Below are 15,562 nucleotides of genomic sequence, written 5' to 3'. Positions count from 1 at the left end.
CAGCACAACCTCATTTGGACCATTTAGGTCCTTTCAAATCACGAGCTGAGCACAGAGTCGACCGGTGGCCAGTCGCTGGCCAGAAGGCTGCGAAACAAGCGCTGCCAGTGATCCACGACCCGGTGCTCAAGCTGCTGCCCCAGCTCGGCATTGGCAGCTCGGCTATCACCCACAACCCCACTGACACTGAGATCGGAGGTCAACCAGGCGCAGGGAGCAGCCCCCTCCAAGCTCCAACCTTCCGGAGGGGTGGCAGCCACTGAAGGATTGCCATGCTCACCATCCACCGGCCGCTGCGGACCCACCAGAGATGGCTCCAAAGCCAGCATGAGACTGGTTTCAGCCAGGCCCGCATGCAGGCCGTTCGCCAGCTCTGGCGACGGCAACAGCTCTCTGAGCCCGCTGACCCCACTCCAGAGGAAGCAGGGCAGTACGGCCATGCCAGGGGCCTGGGCGCGCAGCTCTCTCGCCGCAGCCTGCAACAGGCCGATCTGGCCGCCATGGGCGTTGAACAACACCAGGCGGCGGACGCCCAGAGCGGCCAACTGAAGACCCACCGTCTCCACCAATCGGATCAGCAGGTCTGCAGGTAAGGAAAGCGTGCCCGGGAAGCCAGCATGTTCGGGTGAAAACCCCAAGGCCTGAACAGGCAAACGCCAGATCGGCAGGTCGGATGGCAACTGCGCCAACACCCGATCCAACATGCGATCAGCGAATAAGGCATCGGTGGCTAGGGGTAAGTGGGGTCCGTGCTGCTCAATGGCACCGAATGGCCAAACCACCGTGGAGCCAGGGCGCTGAAGCCCATCCACCACCTCCGGCCAGGGCAGACGATCGAGGCAGTGCTGAGAACTGATCATCGATGCGCACTTCGTCGGCACCATCCCACCCTGCCTGTCAGACTGCGCTATCGACGACTCACAGGGGTCCATGGCCGGATCAGGCAGCCCGCAGCCAAAACAACCCAAGGCGCCGAAGCCTTCCGCCGATCTCAAACCCCCGCAGGTGATGCAGATCACCCGCAAGGACGAGCAAGAGCGTCTGCGTCGCGAAGCGGACGCAGCACGTGCTGCCGCTGAACAGGCTCTTCAGCGGGCCCGTGAACTGGAGCAAGCCGCGCAACAGGCTGGTGCTCCCGCGGCTGCCAACGCACCAACGGCCCCAAGTCGCCCCGCCACGGCCAAGGCACCTGCTCAAGGGGACGACGACCTGTTCGACACCTCCGATCTGGAGGGTCTCACCATGGCCGACCTCCTCGGTCCTGCCGATCGCAAGCCCCGCTCCAAAGGATCCAGCACGGGCAGCCCAGCAGGTGCCCAGGGCGGTAGCGCGCAGCCAGCCGCCCGCAGCCGCAGTGTCGACGACTTTGATTTCGACGAAGAAGCCTTCCTGGCTGCCCTGGATGAAAACGAACCGGTGGGGACCACGGGTGACGTGGTCCACGGCACCGTCATCGGCCTTGAAAGCGATGGCGTCTATGTCGACATCGGCGGCAAAGCCCCCGGCTTCATGCCCAAAAGCGAATGCGGCCTCGGGGTGATCACCAACCTCAAGGAACGCTTTCCGAAAGGACTTGAGATCGATGTGCTGGTCACCCGTGAGCAGAACGCGGATGGCATGGTCACCATCAGCTGTCGCGCCCTGGCCCTGCGCCAGAGCTGGGACAAGGTGAAGGTGCTGGAGAAAGAAGGCAAGGTGGTGCAGGTCAAGGTGAGCGGCTTCAACCGCGGCGGCGTCACCTGCGATCTGGAAGGGCTGCGGGGCTTCATTCCTCGTTCCCAGTTGCAGGATGGTGAAAACCACGAATCCTTGGTGGGCAAAACCCTTGGGGTGGCATTCCTCGAGGTGAATTCAGAAACCCGCAAGCTCGTGCTGTCGGAGAAGAGAGCCGCCACGGCAGCCCGCTTCTCTGAGCTGGAAGTGGGTCAGCTGGTGGAAGGCCACGTTGTGGCGGTGAAGCCTTATGGCTTCTTCGTCGACCTTGGGGGGATCAGTGGTCTGTTGCATCAGTCGGTGATTACCGGCGGCAGCCTCCGATCCCTGCGCGAAGTGTTTGACCACGGCGACCTAGTGAAGGCACTGATCACTGAGCTCGACCCGGGCCGAGGACGCATTGCCCTCAACACCGCCATGCTCGAAGGTCAGCCCGGCGAACTGTTGGTTGAAAAAGACAAAGTGATGGCGGAAGCCGTCGATCGGGCCAATCGTGCTCGTAACGTCCTCAGACAACAAGAACAATCAGCCGGATGATCGCGGCCGACCCGCCTCGCAACCCAACCCTCGACCGGCAAGCCGACTGGGAGCTCGACTTCTATTCAAGGCCGATCCTTGAGCCTGATGGCAAAAAGCGCTGGGAATTGCTGATCAGCAGCACCCCGGAGTTGGGCGGAGGTGAAGCATTCCGCTACGCCCGTCGCTGCCCTGCGGGGGAGGTGAATTCCACCTGGCTGACGGAAGCACTGCGTGACGCCATGACCGCAGCCGAAGCGGATGGATGGCGAGCACCCCGGCGGCTGCGCTCCTGGCGCAGTGCCATGCGCACGATGGTGCAGCGCGCAGCTGCGGCCCTGGATCTGGAAATGGTTCCGAGTCGCCGCACTTACGCGCTGATCGATTGGATGGCCGAGCGGGACCGCGAGGTGTATCCCAAGGAAGAGGGCTACATGGCAGGCCCCCTCGCCCCACCACCCGTGGCCGTAAGCACCCCCGCCATCCCACTCCCCGAAGCGGTTCGCGGCGATGCGTTGAGCTGGGCGAACCTCCCTCTGGGCAGCCTTGCCGAGGCCAAGGAATGGCCTCTCGGGTTCAACGGCTTGCTGCCGATTCCGGAAGGCCTCGATCCAGCCCAACCCATCCCGGGTCTTCGCCTGTTCAGCAGCACACGCGCTCTCGCTCTGGCGGGCTGGCTCGGCGGCCTCGAGCCCGTGCGTCTGAGGATCGATGGGCGTCAGCTGATCCTTGACGCCGGCCAGGACGACAGCTGGCTGGTGACCGATCTGGACCCAGCGAGTGCCGAAGCAGCCAAGCAAGCCCTCGCCGAGACCCGCACCACAGCCTCCGGCTTGCAATTCATCGCCGTGCAGACCACGCCGGATCATCCCCGTTTCGAAGGGTTCTGGATGCTCCGTGATCAGCCCGAGCCATGACCGAAGCGGGCTTGCCTGGCGACCCGCTCAACACCGATCCGTTTGCCGTCCCCGACAACGCTTTCAACACCGTTGAAGGATGGACATGGATCGGTTGCTACGGGGGCTATTACCTCAGCTGCGACCTGCTGGAGGCCAACGGCTTTGAACATGGGTTTTTCACCCGCCGATGGCAGGGGCGAGAACCCGATGAACTCGCCACCTACCTTTCAGCCGGGATCACGGTGCATCGCCCCAAGCAGGTGCATGGCTCCCTTGTGCTCGAAGCATCGGACGCCGATCGCGCCCCGTGGCCTGAAGCTGATGGCCTGGTGAGCAACCGAGGCAGTCAAAGTTTGTGGGTCTGCGGCGCCGACTGCACACCGGTTCTGATTGCTGACCCAGGAACGGGGCATGCCGCGGCCTGCCATGCCGGCTGGCGCGGCGTGGCCTCTGGCATCTTGATCGAAGCCATGAACCGGTTAGTGGAACGCGGGGCCCGGCATGATGAGCTGGTCATTGCCCTCGGCCCGGCCGTCAGCGGAGAGTGCTACCAGGTGGGAGAAGAGGTGGTGAACGCGATCGCCGCTGCGATCCCAGACACTTCCGCAGCCGCTGGAGACTCCACTGCCGCCCTGCGGGACAGCGGAGTCCTGCTGCCGGATGAGCAGCAGGGACGGCACCGCCTGGACATCCGTGCGGCCGCCAGATTGCAACTCCAGAGTTCAGGCCTGGCCAGCGAACGCATCGCCCACTGCCCGCTCTGCACGGTCAGTGAACCCGAGTTATTCCACTCCTGGCGTCGTGATCAGGTCAAAGCGGTTCAGTGGAGCGGGATCGTGGCGCAAGCGCCAATCTGAGCCAGGCCACTCACAGATGAAGGGCTAGGGCTGACGAATTGTCAACCAAGAGCCAATTTGAAGAAAGCATGTCAGCTTTCACGATGTTCCAATCGATTCTTCGCCTGGGACTGGCCGGCGCAGCGTCTCTTACACCTTTGCTCATGGGTGCAGTTGCCGCCGATGCCCAGCCATCGGTGATGGAAGCAACCATCAGTGTCAGCGACGTGAAGGCGGCCCAAGACGCCTGGTGCAACGCCCTCGTCAGCATCAGCAAAGCCCACTCCGAGGGAGGGCTGGCCAAATCCAAGCCCCTGGCAGGCGAAATCATTGATGCGGCCTACGGCTATCAGTTCGGTCCCGTGGCCTTTAACCCCACCTGGGCCAAGGGTGACGTCACGTTCCGGGACACCCGCAGTGGTGCGTTGTCGTATTTCGTGGGGGGCAATCCTGCCTTTGACGACCCTGGTTTCGCCATTGGCACACCCGGGGCCAAGCGCAGCCCCTGGGTGAAATGTGAGCCTGACATGGCCGTGATTCAGATCTTTGGCAACACCGCCAATGCCATGGGCTGGGTGGTTGTTGAAGCGGCTGACGGCACCACCAGCAAGGTCGACAAAACCTTCGGCTACGTGCGTGATGATTCGGGTGCCTTACGCATCGTGGTGCACCACTCCTCCGTTCCCTTTTCCTGGTATTGATCGCCGGGACGGATGAGGGTCAATTGGGCTGCGGACCCGTTGCGAGGATTTGGAGGGCTAAGGCCTCAGCGGCCCGAATGCCGTCAATTCCAGCGGACAGGATGCCGCCGGCGTATCCCGCCCCCTCACCCGCCGGCACCAGCCCCCGCACATTGAGCGATTCGAGCGCGTCATCCCTGGGAATCCGCACAGGCGATGACGTGCGCGTTTCCACGCCAGTGAGCACTGCATCAGGGTGGTCGTAACCCTTCAACTTGCGGGCAAAGGCCGGCAACGCTTCCCGCAAGGCCTCAACGATGGGCGTGGGCAGCAAATCATCCAGATCGGCGGGATGCACGCCCGGCTGATACGACGCTGCGATGGCACCAAGACGGGTCGATGGCCGGGACGCGAGGAAATCCTCCAGACGCTGCGCCGGTGCGGCATAACAGCTGCCGCCCAGCCTGAAGGCGCGCTCTTCTAACTCCCGTTGCAGGGCAATCCCCGCCAATGGGTCACCGGGGAAGCGCTCAAATGGGGCCAGATCATCGGCGTCCAGGGCCACGACCAAACCGCTGTTGGCGTTGCGCTCGTTGCGGGAATGCTGGCTCATGCCATTGGTGACAACCCGGCCTTCTTCCGACGTTGCCCCCACCACAAATCCACCCGGACACATGCAGAAGCTGTAAACGCAGCGTCCGTTCTCGGCATGGTGCACAAGCTTGTACTCGGCGGCCCCGAGGCGCGGATGACCCGCCGCCTCCCCCCAACGGGCTGCATCAATCAGATGCTGCGGGTGCTCAATCCGCACGCCGACGGAAAACGGTTTGCGCTGCAGCTGCACACCGATCTCCTCCAGCATTTCAAAGCAGTCCCGCGCTGAATGACCGGGAGCCAGCACCAGATGGCGACAGGGAATCTTCGTTCCATCGGCCAACACCAACCCATCGAGTTGATACGGCTTCTCAGCGCTGCCATCGCTGAGCTGAAGGCGTGTCACGCGGCTGTTGAACCGCACTTCACCTCCCAAGGCTTCAATCCGAGCACGGAGGCCGCGAACAACCGTGGCGAGCTTGAACGTGCCGATATGGGGGCGATGCACCGTAAGGATCTCCTCGCTGGCGCCACAAGCCACCAGCTCCTCCAGCACCTTGCGGCCATAGTGCTCAGGATCACTGACCTGGCTGTAGAGCTTGCCGTCAGAGAACGTTCCCGCTCCACCCTCACCAAATTGGGCATTGGATTCTGGGTTGAAAGGGCTGTTGCCCCGCCAGAAACCGAAGGTGTCAGCGGTGCGTTGCTTCACGGCCTGACCCCGTTCCAGCAGCAACGGGCGAAAGCCCATCTGCGCCAGCAAGAGCGCAGCGAAATAACCGCAGGGACCTGCCCCCACCACCACGGGCCGTGTGGTTCCCTCAATCCCAAATCCCTCAGGGGCCTTGGCCACTGGGCGATAGCGGGTGTCGGGGGCAACCCGGAGCCGTTGATCGGCCCGATGCTTGCGCAACACAGCCGATTCGCCCCGCACCTCCACATCAAGGCTGTAAATCAGCTGAATGCGTTCGCGCCGTCGTGCATCAATGCTGCGCTTGATCAGGCGATGGCTCAACAGCCGTTCCGGCGGAATGCGCAATCGGCGCAAAATCGCCTGCTCCAGATCTTCCTGCCCATGATCGAGAGGCAGCCGAACCTCGCTCAAGCGCAACACCTGCGTCCACTGCCCCGGGCTTGCTCAAAAACCTTACTGAGGCGCGATCAGACGGGATGAGGCCACACCGGTCGGGGCCTTGCCTGGTCGTAGCGCAAAATCGCTCGCCACCCCCTCCAAACGGGCTGATTCACCCTTGCGGCGGCGCTCGATCGCCTCGCACAAAGGCAATGGATCCGCCGTGGGGTTCACCCAGGCCAGCGGATCCTGCGTGCCATCACTGGCCAGGGGCACCGGTCCGGCGGTGGTGAGCGCCAACACGCCAGCCGTCTCATAACCAGCAGCAGCGACCAAATCGGGGGCATAACCCCAACGCTGCTGGAAACGCTTGGAAAAACCTGCCCACCCCGGCCCATGGGCCGGGGTCTCCAGAACCAGTTGGGGCCAAGACTGCGCAGGCACGTCAGCGGTTCGCGCTGGGCTGATCAACCAAACCCAGGCTGGCCGCGAGCCCACGCGACCCTGGCGCTGCTGCTCGCTCAGCAGCCCCGCCAGCCGACCCTGCGGCGCTGCCGCCAGCACAATCGCATCAGGTCCGAGCCAGTCCACATCCTTCTGAAGCAGGACCAGGCGCTTGGAATCGGTGCCATCCAGCTCCTGCACCTTCTCCTGGGTATAGGAGAGAACCTTGCCTCCCACCCCCTCGAACTGCGTCACGAATGCAGAAGACCAATCCCCTTCATGGCTCGAAGGATCACTCACTACCATCACCCGCTTGAAGCCGCGATCGAGCGCCCCTTGCGCCAGCGCACGCAGATCATCGTCCCGGGATGGAAGCAACGGCCATAACCGCCCCTGTTCATCAAGACCGGTTAATCCATCCAACGACGATCCCCGCTGATGGGCAAGCAACACCCGTGCATCACCGTCCTGCGCCAGTTGGCTGTAGGTGCGCAGATCAGCGGCATAGGGAGCCACCACCAGAGACGGAAGCAAGGGTTCTCCCTCGCCATTGGTGGGGAAGAGAGCCCGAGGGTCACCATCCCAACCCAGCGACTGAATCATCAAAGGGGCCGGGGTGGCACCACAGGCACGCACGGCCTGTTCCCCAAGCGATAACCCTTGCAGGAACGATTGACGTGCCCCCTCAAGTCCCCTGGGGATGACCAAAGCAACCGGTGCCGTGATCTGTCGGCTGGCAGCCATGGCCTGACATCCGACCACACTGGCCAGCACCAACAGCAGGGGACGCCAACGGAGCGACCTTTCGCGACACCGCTGCACTGCGGAGACGAGAAAGGTCTTGATCAAGAGGGCCATGGGGGTGCAATCCCAGCCACTTCAAGCTAGGGATCGCGCTCCGACTCGTCCTGATTTGTCACAGGCTCTGACCCCGGCAGGAAATAGGCCAGCAGACCAGCTCCCGACAGCATCGCCCCGAGACCTAAGGCCAGTGGGCGATTGGGACCAGCAGCATCAGTCCAGAGGGCAGTACTCATGAACGCCGCGCCCAGGAGCAGACACGGCACCATCACCACACCTGCTGCAACGGTGTTGCGCGCCATCGTCAGGCTGCCCCGCAGCTGAGGCGGGCCAAGCCGGCCTCAGCTAGGGCCGCGCTCAGATCCTGATCAGAACCCAGGGGAGTGACGCGAGCCAGCAGGGTGCCATCCACGGAGCCTTCGGGTCGCAGGTTCACCCGCTGACGACGGGGCAGCGCCTGGCGCAGGTAGGTCACTGCCGCCTGCTCATCAGCATCCGCCACCTCAAGGCAGGCCAATTGCACGGTGTAGTTGCGGTTGCGATCACCGATCTGCAGCAAGGACGACGAGCGCACCTGCAGCACCTCAGCGGCCTCCACCTGAGGAGCCATCGCCATCAAGGCCAGCACCACAAGGGAGAGGGCGGCCACGCAGCGTTGAATCCAGGTCACCAAGACAGATCCCCTGACGCTCAAAGCGAAGCTCCGCAGGAGGGGCAGAAGCGATGCTCATGGCTCGTGACGGCACCGCAGGAGCCACAGCTGCGGGTGGCATCCATGGCCAACTCCGGGTGGGTCGGAAGACCAACCATCTGGGCATTGCTGCAACCGGGGGGAACCATCGGGTAGCAGTTCTCGCCGCGACGCACCCTCACATCGATCACCATCGGGCCTGGAGCAGCCAGCGCGTCTCGCAGCCCAGACACCAGGTTGTCGCGATCATCAATGCGCACACCTCCAACGCCGAAGGACTGAGCCAGGGCGACGAAATCAGGCATGCCTGTCTGCATATTCGACGCGGAGTAGCGCTCGTCGTAGAAGCTCTCCTGCCACTGGCGCACCATTCCCTGCCACTGGTTGTTGACGATCACCACCTTCACCGGCAGCTGGTACTGAGCCAGGGTTCCCAGCTCCTGAATGTTCATCAGGATGCTGGCGTCACCCGCCACGCACACCACCTTGGTGTCGGGACAGGCCGCCTGGGCGCCCATGGCTGCAGGCATACCGAAGCCCATCGTGCCCAGACCAGCACTGCTGATCCACTGGCGGGGTCCATTGCGGAGATATTGCGCCGACCACATCTGATGCTGGCCGACATCGGTGGTGACGATCGCCCCGACACTGAGATCGCGCAAAGCAATCAGCACTTCCTGGGGGTAGATCTCACCCTCCGGCGTTGGCACGGTGAGGGGATACTGCTCCTTCCACGTGGTGATCTTGGCCAACCAGGCTGCAGTGGTGGGGCGAATATCGCGCTGGCGGCTGCGTTCCACCAGCTGCGCCATGCTCTGGGCCAGATCGCCCAGCACCGCCACCTCAGCGCGGCGGGTTTTACCCACTTCCGCTGGATCAATCTCGAAGTGGATCACCCGCGCACGAGGCGCAAAGGTGTCGAGCTTGCCGGTAACGCGATCGTCGAAACGGGCCCCGACCGCAATCAGCAAGTCACACTCCGTGACCGCAAAATTGGCGTAAGCGGTGCCATGCATGCCGAGCATGCCCACCGAGAGGGAATCATTTTCATCAAAGGCACCTTTCCCCATGAGGGTGGTGGTGACCGGCAGCTGATGACGATGGGCCAGCTCCGCCAACGATTGGTGAATGCCCGCGGAGATCGCTCCACCACCCACATACAGAAGGGGGCGCTGCGCGTCTTGGATCAGGTCGAGGGCTGTATCCAGGGACGCGGGGTCGGCCTGGGGAGGGAGACGGAAACCGGCCGGCACCACGGAACCGGGTTCCGCCGGTAGGTAGTCGAACTGCTCCTGGCCCACATCCTTGGGGATGTCAATCAGCACCGGGCCCGGACGACCGGAGGCTGCGATGAAGAAAGCTTGGGCCACCACTGAGGCAATATCAGCGGGATCGCGCACCACCCAGGAGTGCTTCACGATCGGGAGGGTGATGCCAAAGATGTCCGTTTCCTGGAAGGCATCCGTGCCGATAGCAGGACGGGGCACCTGGCCCGTGATCACCACCATCGGCACGGAGTCCATCTGGGCGGTGGCAATGCCGGTGACCAGGTTGGTGGCCCCGGGGCCTGACGTGCCGAAACAGACACCCACCTTGCCCGTGGCACGGGCATAGGCATCAGCCGCATGGGTGCCCGCCTGTTCGTGGCGCACCAGGATGTGACGCACCCAGCCCTGCTCTTCGGCCACGTGAAGGGCGTCATAGATGGGGAGGATGGCCCCGCCGGGGTACCCAAAAATCGTGTCCACGCCGTGGCGGCGCAGAGCATCCATCAGTGCTTCAGCACCGGTGATCCGTTGCTTGCCGTCCGCGAGGGAAGCACCGGAGACCGTTGGCGCAGAAGTCAGGGTCACAGCGTCGTCACACAGGGCCAACCCTCAGATTAAGGGCCCATCCGCCAAGCGGCGGTATCACGCTACGGAGAGGCTGTTGCGACGGTCAGCTCAAAGCAGGCCGAGGGCATGCAGAGGACCGTGGCCGGTAATCAGCTCCAGGAGGAAAGCGGAGAAGCCCAACATCGCCAGGCGACCATTCCAGACCTCTGAGCTGTTGTTCCAGCCCCATTCCCATTTTTCCTGGGGATACAGCTTCACCGTGTTGGGCAACTCGGCAGCCTGATCGAGATTGACCTCCGGGCCCTCCAGGCTCGACGCCACCATGTCGGCTAAGCCCTGGATGAAGGGGCCATAGGTGTCCAGAGCCCGCACCCGGCGAAAATTGACCACACCTGACTCGGTGGCCAGCTCGCGGTATTCGATGTCGATTTCCTCGAGGGTCTCGATGTGCTCGCTCACAAAACTGATCGGCACCACCACCAGATCCCTGGTTTTGGCTTCACCCAGTGCCTCGAGCGCTTCTTCGGTGTAAGGCTTCAGCCACTCCACCGGACCCACCCGACTTTGGTAGGCGAGGGTGTGGGGATTGCTGGAGCCAAGGATGGTTTCCAGCTCCTTCATGATCAACGCGGTGCAGGCCTCGATCTCCTGTTGATAGGGATCACCCGCTTCTTCCACATAGCTCTTGGGAACGCCATGGGCACTGAAGAAGACGTGTGCTTCTTCAGGAACATCCGAGGCGCGAATCTCCTCCGCAATCAGCTCGGCCATCGAGCGCACATAGCCAGGATGGTCGTACCAGCTGCGAATGCAGCGAAGGGGAAGTTGCTGGAAGGAGGAATCCAGCTGACGAAGGCGCTGCAGCTCTCGGAAGCTGGAGCCGCTGGTGCTGATGGAGAAGTGGGGGTACAGGGGCAGGACCACCACCTGCTCAATGCCATCCGCCTTGATGTCGGCAACAGCGGATTCCGTGAAGGGATGCCAGTAACGCATCGCCACATAAGAGGTGGCTTCGATACCGCGCTGGCGCAGCTCGCTTTGCAGCTCACGAGCCTGCTGTTCCGTGATGCGGCGCAGAGGTGAGCCGCCACCAATCGAGCGGTAGGCCTCCTGCGACTTGCTGCTGCGCAGGGTGCTGATCAACCAAGCCAAAGGCTTCTGCAGAGCCGGAATCGGCAGTCGGATGATCTCCGGATCCGCAAACAGGTTGTAGAGGAACGGCCCCACATCCTGAATCCGTTCCGGGCCTCCGAGATTGAGCAGAAGAACGCCGACCCGGGCCATGGAAGAGCCGCTCTTAGAAATTGGGCTTGAGCGTAACCCCCATTGACGCCAAGGTGACGCCATCGTGCTGACTGCAGCCCAATGACTGCGAGCGTGGATCTCAGTGCTGATCTAGCCGCTATCAATGCCTCTCTGAGTGCGGAGGGCATCCGCCTCCGCCTCGAGCAACGCGGGCGTCGACTCAATCTGCGCGGCCCCCTTCCCTGCCGCACCACTCCCGGGAAGAACCGCACCCAACGACTGAGTCTTGGGGTGAGTGCCACAGCGACGGGGCTGGAGGAGGCGCGCCAACTGCTGCAACTGGTGGATCTGCAGCTGCGTCGGGAGCAGTTCGACTGGGCGCAATGGAGCCCTAGCGAACCGGAGAAACCCCCTTCAGAGGGTCCAGCGGCCACCTCCAGCCATGGCAAGACCACCACCGCCAACACCCCGCTGCGCTCTGAACTGGAACGCTTCGAGCAGGCTTTCTTCAATGACCCACAGCGTCGTCGGTCACCCGCCGGAAGTCGCACCACCTGGACGTCCGCCTATCGCCCATATCTGCGACGGCTTGAAGCGATCGGCAGCGAACGCCAACTCACCCTCAGCAGTGAGCTGTTGTCACTCACCCTCGGCAGCTACAGCGACGGCAGTCGCAGCCGCCAGCAGTGCGCCACCACCCTCGCGGCTCTGGCACGGCACCTGAACATTGCCTTACCGGAGAACTGGCGCGCGGAAGCAGGGGGGTATGGCCTGCACCGCGCCCGGTTCCGCCAACTGCCCAGTGACGGGGAGATTCTGGAAGCAGTGCTGAAGATCCCAAACCCCAAATGGAGGCTTGCCTTCGGGCTGATGGCCACCTATGGGCTGCGCAATCACGAAGTGTTCTTTGCCGACCTCAGTGCCCTATCCCCCAGAAGCGATCAAGTGCTGCGCGTCCTCCCCACCACCAAAACCGGAGAGCACCAGGTGTGGCCTTTCCACCCCGAATGGGTGGACCGCTTTCACCTCGGCGAACTCGGACGGGAGCCGGGGTTATTGCCAGACGTCTGCACCGATCTGCGTCACACAACGTTGCAGCAGGTCGGGCGACGGGTTGCGGAGCAGTTCCGCCGTTATGAGCTGCCACTCACCCCTTACGACCTGCGGCACGCCTGGGCTGTGCGCACAATTCACATCGGCCTCCCCGACACGGTGGCCGCGAGAATGATGGGCCACTCCGTTGCGATTCACACCCGCACCTACCACCACTGGATCACCCGTCGCGACCAGCAACAGGCGGTGGATGCGGCCCTCGCCCGCCATCTGGCCTAACTGAATGTCGTCCTTTCTGAGGCCACTGGCCTACCGCTACCGCTGGATCTACGACACGGTCACGGCGGTGTCGTCCCTCAGTGTGGGAGGCGTGGAGCGCTTGCGAGGCCTGGGCGTCGACGCCTTGCGCTCCAGGCTCCAGCCCAGCGCCGCGGTGCTCGATCTCTGCTGCGGCAGCGGCGAAGCGGCAGCACCGTGGCTCGATGCCGGATTCCAGGTCACTGGCCTGGATGTCTCACCACTGGCTCTGGAACTGGCGGAAAAACGCCATCCCGGAATGCAACGGGTGGAAGGGCTGGCAGAGGACCCGCCACTGGAGAACGGCAGCTTTGATGCCATTCAGCTGAGCGTCGCTCTGCACGAGTTTCCGCGGCGGGAACGGGAGCTTGTGTTGCGTCAATGCCTGCGACTGCTTCGTCCAGGTGGCTGGCTGGTGCTGGTGGATTTGCATCCGGCAGGGCCCTGGCTGCGCATTCCTCAGCAGCTGTTCTGCGCCCTGTTTGAAACCAACACCGCCCTCGCCATGCTGGAGGACAACCTGCCCGCCCAGCTTCAGGAGCTTGGCTTCTGTTCCGTGGAGCAGGAGCTGCTGGCAGGGGAGGCCCTGCAGCGCATCACCGCCTCCCGTCCCACCGCATCCGTCACTGCATGAGCAACAACAATCTCGATCAGGCAGCCGCTGAACTGGGGATGGGTGGCAAACTCGCCCCCGAAACCGACGACAGCGGCTACCGCAAACGGATGGAACGCCGCCAGGAAGTGCAGCGTCAGCGGGTGGAGGAACGCAACAAGGAGAAGGGTCTGGTGCTGGTGTTCACCGGCCAGGGCAAGGGCAAGACCACGGCCGGTCTCGGACTGGTGTTGCGCACCCTCGGCCATGGCGAACGGGTGGCGATCGTGCAGTTCATCAAAGGAGGATGGGAGCCTGGCGAGGCCCGAGCCCTGAAGGCCTTCGGGGACCAGGTGGCCTGGCATGCCCTAGGGGAAGGCTTCACCTGGGAAACCCAAGACCGCGAACGCGATCAACAGCTGGTGGCGGAGGCCTGGCAGACCGCCCTGGGCTACCTGCGCGACAGCACTTACAAACTCGTGCTGCTGGATGAGCTGAACGTGGCCTTGAAACTGGGCTACATCGAGGCCGACACCGTGATCCAGGGCTTGCGCGAGCGGCCGGAGCTCTGCCATGTGGCCGTGACCGGTCGGGGGGCCCCCGCCAGCCTTGTAGAGAGCGCCGACCTGGTCACGGAAATGACGCTGATCCACCACCCTTTCCGGGAACAGGGCGTCAAAGCTCAGGCCGGTATTGAGTTCTGAGCGTGACCAAAAGCCTCAGGACTGCTCGAGATCGTTCGTCAAGACTCCGAGTGCTGCGGTGAGGACGGAGAGACCGCTCACCAACAGGGCACGGTGCACGATCGGATCCTTCCAGCAGGACGGATCCTGACTGGCACGGTCGAGCGCCGAAAGGGTCAGCCGGGCAATCACGCCACTGCGCGGTGTGCCGTCGTCTGGCATGGACTGATCCCAGTTGCTCTATCCAAGCGCGTTTTCCAGCAGTGACCAGTGCTGATGCAGCTCAAGGCAGGCGAAAAGGCCCTTGCTACTGTCAAAAAGATCTGGTGGACGAATGGCCTACAAGCGTGCCCTGCTCAAACTCAGCGGCGAGGCGCTGATGGGTGATCAGGGATATGGAATCGATCCCGCCATCGTTCAATCCATCGCCTCCGACGTTGCCAAGGTGATGGCCGGTGGCACTGAGCTCGCCATTGTGGTGGGTGGCGGCAACATCTTCCGGGGATTGAAGGGTTCTGCCGCAGGGATGGACCGAGCCACCGCCGACTACGTCGGCATGCTGGCCACGGTGATGAATGCCATCACCCTTCAGGACGGTCTGGAGCGCGCTGGAGTGGAAACACGGGTGCAAACCGCCATCGAAATGCAGGAAGTGGCAGAGCCTTATATCCGCCGCAAAGCCATCCGCCATCTTGAGAAGGGACGCGTCGTGGTCTTCGGCGCAGGCTGCGGCAATCCCTTTTTCACGACTGACACCACCGCCGCCCTGCGTGCTGCAGAAATCAGCGCCGACGTGGTGTTCAAGGCCACCAAGGTGGACGGGGTCTACGACAAGGATCCCGCAAAGCACGCCGACGCGGTGAAGCATGAGCACCTCACGTTCCAGCAGGTCTTGAGCGGCGAGTTGGCGGTGATGGACAGCACGGCCATCGCCCTCTGCAAAGACAACAACATCCCCATCGTGGTCTTCAATTTGTTCGAACCTGGCAACATCGGCAAAGCCGTGGCTGGTGAGCCCATCGGTTCCCGGATCAGCAACTGAATCTCGTCATGTCGAAGCAAGACCTCGAAGCAAGCATGCAGAAGTCGGTGGAAGCCACCCAACGCATGTTCAACACCATCCGCACCGGACGGGCCAACTCTTCGCTGTTGGATCGCATCTCGGTGGAGTACTACGGCGCCGACACCCCTCTGAAATCCCTGGCGACGCTCACCACCCCCGATTCCCAGACCATTCAGATTCAGCCGTTCGACATGGGCGCCCTCGCCTCGATCGAAAAGGCGATTGCGATGAGCGAACTGGGCTTCACCCCCAACAACGACGGCAAGCTCATCCGCATCAACGTGCCGCCCCTGACCGAGGAACGGCGTAAGGAGTTCTGCAAGCTCGCCTCCAAATACGCCGAAGAAGGCAAGGTGGCTTTGCGCAACATCCGTCGCGACGCGATCGACAAGATCAAGAAGCAGGAAAAAGACGGCGACTTTTCGGAAGATCAGAGCCACGACGAACAGGACAGCGTTCAGAAGACCTTGGACAAGTACATCGGCATTCTTGAGAAGCATCTGGCCGAGAAGGAAGCCGACATCCTCAAGGTCTGATCGCGGAACACA

The 15,562-nt window shown here is 62.9% G+C and carries 17 protein-coding genes; 9 read left to right on the top strand and 8 right to left on the bottom strand.

Annotated elements, in window-relative coordinates; genetic code table 11:
- Window positions 1-38 precede the first annotated feature (38 nt).
- Window positions 39-860 (bottom strand): creatininase family protein, encoded by an 822-nt coding sequence (locus RS9916_RS01440; protein WP_038023023.1) that lies wholly within the window; start codon window positions 858-860, stop codon window positions 39-41.
- 70 nt (window positions 861-930) lie between these two features.
- Between RS9916_RS01440 and RS9916_RS01435 the strand changes: the two genes are divergently transcribed.
- The 4 genes from RS9916_RS01435 to RS9916_RS01420 all read left to right on the top strand — a co-directional run bounded on the left by RS9916_RS01435 (window position 931) and on the right by RS9916_RS01420 (window position 4,665).
- Entirely contained in the window at window positions 931-2,250 is a 1,320-nt protein-coding gene (locus RS9916_RS01435; RefSeq protein ID WP_007097393.1) for a S1 RNA-binding domain-containing protein, read from the top strand.
- Window positions 2,247-3,146, top strand: coding sequence for a Tab2/Atab2 family RNA-binding protein (locus tag RS9916_RS01430; RefSeq protein ID WP_007097392.1), 900 nt, complete (start codon window positions 2,247-2,249; stop codon window positions 3,144-3,146). The genes RS9916_RS01435 and RS9916_RS01430 overlap by 4 nt, the downstream gene beginning before the upstream one ends.
- On the top strand, window positions 3,143-3,985 hold the full coding sequence (pgeF, locus tag RS9916_RS01425; protein WP_007097391.1) for a peptidoglycan editing factor PgeF: 843 nt from the start codon (window positions 3,143-3,145) through the stop codon (window positions 3,983-3,985). The genes RS9916_RS01430 and pgeF overlap by 4 nt, the downstream gene beginning before the upstream one ends.
- A gap of 68 nt (window positions 3,986-4,053) precedes the next feature.
- On the top strand, window positions 4,054-4,665 hold the full coding sequence (locus RS9916_RS01420) for a hypothetical protein (RefSeq protein ID WP_232199493.1): 612 nt from the start codon (window positions 4,054-4,056) through the stop codon (window positions 4,663-4,665).
- 19 nt (window positions 4,666-4,684) lie between these two features.
- Here RS9916_RS01420 and RS9916_RS01415 read toward each other — a convergent pair whose 3' ends face one another.
- The 6 genes from RS9916_RS01415 to hemH form a co-directional block, all read right to left on the bottom strand.
- On the bottom strand, window positions 4,685-6,352 hold the full coding sequence (locus RS9916_RS01415; RefSeq protein ID WP_007097389.1) for an NAD(P)/FAD-dependent oxidoreductase: 1,668 nt from the start codon (window positions 6,350-6,352) through the stop codon (window positions 4,685-4,687).
- Between the two features lie 33 nt (window positions 6,353-6,385).
- Window positions 6,386-7,612, bottom strand: coding sequence for a hypothetical protein (locus RS9916_RS01410; protein WP_007097388.1), 1,227 nt, complete (start codon window positions 7,610-7,612; stop codon window positions 6,386-6,388).
- A gap of 26 nt (window positions 7,613-7,638) precedes the next feature.
- Window positions 7,639-7,857: a GIVxVP protein gene (locus RS9916_RS01405; RefSeq protein WP_007097387.1), complete on the bottom strand. Its 219-nt coding sequence runs from the start codon at window positions 7,855-7,857 to the stop codon at window positions 7,639-7,641.
- A 2-nt stretch (window positions 7,858-7,859) separates the two neighbouring features.
- Window positions 7,860-8,228 carry a hypothetical protein gene (locus RS9916_RS01400; protein WP_007097386.1) on the bottom strand — a complete coding sequence of 123 codons (369 nt, stop codon included), beginning with the start codon at window positions 8,226-8,228 and terminating at the stop codon, window positions 7,860-7,862.
- Window positions 8,229-8,245: 17 nt separating this feature from the next.
- A complete protein-coding gene (ilvB, locus tag RS9916_RS01395) occupies window positions 8,246-10,099 on the bottom strand; it encodes a biosynthetic-type acetolactate synthase large subunit (RefSeq protein ID WP_038023991.1) in 1,854 nt (617 codons plus the stop codon).
- A gap of 90 nt (window positions 10,100-10,189) precedes the next feature.
- Complete coding sequence (hemH, locus tag RS9916_RS01390; RefSeq protein ID WP_007097384.1) at window positions 10,190-11,365, bottom strand: ferrochelatase; 1,176 nt, start codon at window positions 11,363-11,365, stop codon at window positions 10,190-10,192.
- 81 nt (window positions 11,366-11,446) lie between these two features.
- On the opposite strand from hemH, the gene RS9916_RS01385 reads away from it, so the two are divergent.
- The 3 genes from RS9916_RS01385 to cobO are packed head-to-tail and all read left to right on the top strand — an operon-like array spanning window position 11,447 to window position 13,972.
- Window positions 11,447-12,658, top strand: coding sequence for a site-specific integrase (locus tag RS9916_RS01385; protein WP_007097383.1), 1,212 nt, complete (start codon window positions 11,447-11,449; stop codon window positions 12,656-12,658).
- Between the two features lie 4 nt (window positions 12,659-12,662).
- Complete coding sequence (locus RS9916_RS01380; protein ID WP_007097382.1) at window positions 12,663-13,310, top strand: class I SAM-dependent methyltransferase; 648 nt, start codon at window positions 12,663-12,665, stop codon at window positions 13,308-13,310.
- On the top strand, window positions 13,307-13,972 hold the full coding sequence (gene cobO / locus RS9916_RS01375; protein ID WP_007097381.1) for a cob(I)yrinic acid a,c-diamide adenosyltransferase: 666 nt from the start codon (window positions 13,307-13,309) through the stop codon (window positions 13,970-13,972). Before RS9916_RS01380 ends, cobO begins: the two co-directional genes overlap by 4 nt.
- Window positions 13,973-13,987: 15 nt before the next feature.
- Here the strand turns inward: cobO and RS9916_RS01370 are convergent, their stop codons facing one another.
- On the bottom strand, window positions 13,988-14,173 hold the full coding sequence (locus RS9916_RS01370; RefSeq protein WP_007097380.1) for a hypothetical protein: 186 nt from the start codon (window positions 14,171-14,173) through the stop codon (window positions 13,988-13,990).
- A 112-nt stretch (window positions 14,174-14,285) separates the two neighbouring features.
- Here RS9916_RS01370 and pyrH point away from each other — a divergent pair, with 112 nt between their 5' ends.
- Together pyrH and frr are read left to right on the top strand one after the other, a co-directional pair.
- On the top strand, window positions 14,286-14,993 hold the full coding sequence (gene pyrH, locus RS9916_RS01365; protein ID WP_007097379.1) for a UMP kinase: 708 nt from the start codon (window positions 14,286-14,288) through the stop codon (window positions 14,991-14,993).
- 8 nt (window positions 14,994-15,001) lie between these two features.
- Window positions 15,002-15,550, top strand: a complete 549-nt coding sequence (gene frr / locus RS9916_RS01360) for a ribosome recycling factor (RefSeq protein WP_007097378.1) — start codon at window positions 15,002-15,004, stop codon at window positions 15,548-15,550.
- The last annotated feature ends 12 nt before the right edge of the window (window positions 15,551-15,562 follow it).

The sequence above is a fragment of the Synechococcus sp. RS9916 genome (genome assembly GCF_000153825.1).
GTDB lineage: Bacteria > Cyanobacteriota > Cyanobacteriia > PCC-6307 > Cyanobiaceae > Synechococcus_C.
The sequence above is the reverse complement of the archived record's forward strand: the minus strand, read 5'-3'. Positions and strand labels throughout refer to the sequence as shown.

Bases quoted from the DNA above. Each gene is read 5' to 3' on its own strand.
- RS9916_RS01440 (WP_038023023.1), bottom strand. From the start codon at position 860: ATGATCAGTTCTCAGCACTGCCTCGATCGTCTGCCCTGGCCGGAGGTG.
- RS9916_RS01435 (WP_007097393.1), top strand. From the start codon at position 931: ATGGCCGGATCAGGCAGCCCGCAGCCAAAACAACCCAAGGCGCCGAAG.
- RS9916_RS01430 (WP_007097392.1), top strand. From the start codon at position 2,247: ATGATCGCGGCCGACCCGCCTCGCAACCCAACCCTCGACCGGCAAGCC.
- pgeF (WP_007097391.1), top strand. From the start codon at position 3,143: ATGACCGAAGCGGGCTTGCCTGGCGACCCGCTCAACACCGATCCGTTT.
- RS9916_RS01420 (WP_232199493.1), top strand. From the start codon at position 4,054: ATGTCAGCTTTCACGATGTTCCAATCGATTCTTCGCCTGGGACTGGCC.
- RS9916_RS01410 (WP_007097388.1), bottom strand. From the start codon at position 7,612: ATGGCCCTCTTGATCAAGACCTTTCTCGTCTCCGCAGTGCAGCGGTGT.
- RS9916_RS01405 (WP_007097387.1), bottom strand. From the start codon at position 7,857: ATGGCGCGCAACACCGTTGCAGCAGGTGTGGTGATGGTGCCGTGTCTG.
- hemH (WP_007097384.1), bottom strand. From the start codon at position 11,365: ATGGCCCGGGTCGGCGTTCTTCTGCTCAATCTCGGAGGCCCGGAACGG.
- RS9916_RS01385 (WP_007097383.1), top strand. From the start codon at position 11,447: ATGACTGCGAGCGTGGATCTCAGTGCTGATCTAGCCGCTATCAATGCC.
- RS9916_RS01380 (WP_007097382.1), top strand. From the start codon at position 12,663: ATGTCGTCCTTTCTGAGGCCACTGGCCTACCGCTACCGCTGGATCTAC.
- cobO (WP_007097381.1), top strand. From the start codon at position 13,307: ATGAGCAACAACAATCTCGATCAGGCAGCCGCTGAACTGGGGATGGGT.
- RS9916_RS01370 (WP_007097380.1), bottom strand. From the start codon at position 14,173: ATGCCAGACGACGGCACACCGCGCAGTGGCGTGATTGCCCGGCTGACC.
- pyrH (WP_007097379.1), top strand. From the start codon at position 14,286: ATGGCCTACAAGCGTGCCCTGCTCAAACTCAGCGGCGAGGCGCTGATG.
- frr (WP_007097378.1), top strand. From the start codon at position 15,002: ATGTCGAAGCAAGACCTCGAAGCAAGCATGCAGAAGTCGGTGGAAGCC.